This window comes from Bartonella sp. AP9QHHD, from assembly GCF_042195625.1.
Taxonomy (GTDB): domain Bacteria; phylum Pseudomonadota; class Alphaproteobacteria; order Rhizobiales; family Rhizobiaceae; genus Bartonella.
Window position 1 is genome coordinate 1 of the sequence record NZ_JBHIOP010000109.1, and the last position, 2,916, is coordinate 2,916.

The 2,916-nt window shown below is 32.4% G+C and carries 2 protein-coding genes and 1 pseudogene; 1 reads left to right on the forward strand and 2 read right to left on the reverse strand.

Features of this window, described 5'->3' with window-relative positions:
- Positions 1-195: 195 nt before the first annotated feature.
- Positions 196-637: pseudogene (locus ACFIK4_RS09400) on the forward strand (type ISP restriction/modification enzyme); the annotation flags it as partial.
- A gap of 951 nt (positions 638-1,588) precedes the next feature.
- Here ACFIK4_RS09400 and ACFIK4_RS09405 read toward each other — a convergent pair.
- Positions 1,589-2,059, reverse strand: a complete 471-nt coding sequence (locus ACFIK4_RS09405; protein ID WP_375675818.1) for an SMI1/KNR4 family protein — start codon at positions 2,057-2,059, stop codon at positions 1,589-1,591.
- A gap of 270 nt (positions 2,060-2,329) precedes the next feature.
- Positions 2,330-2,680, reverse strand: a complete 351-nt coding sequence (locus ACFIK4_RS09410) for an HNH/ENDO VII family nuclease (RefSeq protein ID WP_375618707.1) — start codon at positions 2,678-2,680, stop codon at positions 2,330-2,332.
- Positions 2,681-2,916 lie beyond the last annotated feature (236 nt).

The window sequence follows — 2,916 nt, forward strand, 5'->3', positions numbered from 1 at the left end:
CAAATTTCACTACTTTGCTGATCTTATCCTATGCCATGGGCTGTGGATAAGTACCTTTAAAAACCCTTTTGAAAAAATTATCGGCTTTTTTAGCATTTTTTCCAGTTTTCTCACTATTCATTCAAAATGGATTTAATAAGCTTCGTTTTGATTCTTTTGATAAGAATTAACCCCCTCATATGAAAACGGAGCTCTGTTGTAACAGGGCATGAACTGGATCATTTGCACGTGAATTATGAAGATGTAGAGCCTTATCCAGTGACCTTTAAAAAGGGTAATCCCAAATTAACTGATATCCCTAATTCCGAAAAGTTTTATTACGTGACTGAAATGGAATTCGCAAAAGCAGGTAAAGAGAAAAATTAAACCACTGTTATTTATAATAACAGATATCCCTCTTGAAGCTTATGAGTATATCGTCAATGGCAAGCCCGCTCTTGAATGGATTATGGGGCATCAATGTGTAAAGACAGATAAAAAGAGTGGCATTGTTAATGATGCCAATCACTATGCTGTTAAAACCGTTGGAAATCCTGCTTATCCATTGGATTTGTTTCAAAGGGTTATTAGCGTAAGTTTAGAAACAATGAAAATCGTGAAAAAACTACCAAAATTAGAAATAAGAGGAACTGAATAGACTTGGCATGCTAAACTCACAAAGGGGTATAAGGTCTTATACCTATAGGCTCTATACCCCCTTTATAAATAGCTTACATACAATCTTTAAAAGGATAATTTATCATGCGTTATTCTAAAAAGAAATCATTTGACTTTTAAAACACTGTATTTTGGATTGCAAAGCTTATACCGTAATCTAAAATGATAGCTTTATTGTTTTCAAAAGCTTTGTTTAAAGAGAGTTATGTATATTCATTTTCTTATATTACTTATAGGCTTTGAAGGTTTCTCAAACCCTCAAAATACCTTCAAAAATATATCGTGGGTTGTGTTTATAGGTTGTATCTTGATATAGGTTGTTTATTAAAAAAATATATAAAGGGGGTCAAAAGGAATACTCAAAAACCTCAAAACTCATAACCACAATAGTCTTGATAACATTTCTTATGATTATAATCCCTTTCTTTTGAAAGGCTTTAAAGGATCATATGCTTTTTATAAAGCACGTCTTAATCATTCTCTAAATCATAAGTTTATCTATTCAAATGAACTGATAAAATTCATAAAAGGGATTTTAATAACGTAATCAGTTTTTACTTTCATACGCTTTTCATAAGACACGCGTTAATTACTCACTAAAATAATCTATTTTGTCAGTTCAATTTACTGACACATAACTGATAAGTTTTATTCAACTCACATCATTGGTTATCTTTAAAGATTGTACTCTTGATATGAGTTATGTTTTTAAAATACTAACCTATTGAAATATAAAGTTTTTAATTTTTACTCATTTAAAAAAATAATATAGGCTCTAAAAAGAACTGACAACACTGACACGGTCTATTAAAAGGGATTTTGCTAATCTTTATAATGATCAATCTCTTTTTAGATGTTTTCATAACAAGCAATAAATCGCAATTATCCTATTTATCAACTAGTTGTATAACATCATCTAAGGTATAAGTTTTCATGAATCTTCCCCTGCATACTCTTTAATTCTTTTGCAGAGAAATTCATAAAAATTACTCGCGTAATATTCGGAATCTTCAGATGTATACTTAAGATAGAGTGGGCATTCACCATCCCGAAACTGCGTATAATCAAAATAAAAGGTTTCACCAAAATCAGTTGTGCAGATAACAAGTTGTTTGGGAGCCGTAAAGCCATCTCTTCTATCGAGCAAATTTCGGTAAACAATATCACCAGCAGGAATACCTGCGAAGATTTCATAAATACTGAATATTTCTTCACCTCCAATTTCTCCTCCTCCATAATTTTTTAAAAAATTCTTATAGGAAGAGGTAAATTGTAAACCAAGAGTGTTCTCAGCTGTTTTAATCCGCACCTCATCAGGTGCATTATCTTGAGTACCAAAATTAATAACATGACTATGCATATCAACATATTGTGCAACATCTGATAAAGTATAACTTTTCATAAATTTTTCTCCATAAGTCACAGCGTGTTTTTACTCATAATGAGTGTTTCTAATGATCAATCTTTTTCTACTCTAGCCAATGGAATTGAGATGAGATTGATAAAATCATAAGAGATATGTTCTTGACGGAGCTCTTTTCTCATCTGTCTCTGTACAATCATCTCGCATTTACAATATATGATGGAATTAAAGGAGGTGATCATTAAAGTTTAGAGAGCACCTTTTAGGGATATTATTTCAATATTTGCAATAATTACTCTTTCTTTTTTCCTACTTAGGAATTTTTTTTGAAATCCAACAAATAACTTTTCTGATAAAATTTGTCTTTGGATTCATAGGAGCAACCAAACTCCTGCCTTGATAAAATGAGTAGAGAACCTCAACGAGAGGACTATCTTGTTCTTGTGTCACAGGATGTAACATAATAGGTCTAAAATCGACTCCAATAGGTGCTCTTCCTGATACCATTCTTTCCACATTTGTACCCGTTACTATCTGTCCTTCTTCTTTCCAAGAAGAAACTGTTTCAGGCTCAAACAGTTCATCTTCCTGATAAACTTTTTGACTTTTAAATTCCACCGGCTCAGCTGCCCCCATACTTTTTTTCTTTATCCATTTCATGATTCATAATCCCCTCGATTTTTTCAAAATAATCAATTTATTCTTTGTTCTAAATAGACTTAAATAAACTCTCCTTCCAAGAGCGAGGTTATTCCTCGCTAGAAAGCTCTGAGTGATCATCAAAATCTTTTGCTACCCGTTCAATCAAAGCGTAGCTCACTTGCTTCACCTTTGCTACTTCTTTGGCTAAAGCTAATGCACGTTCAAGGTGGTTTTTGTTGGTGCTCTCGTCAAAG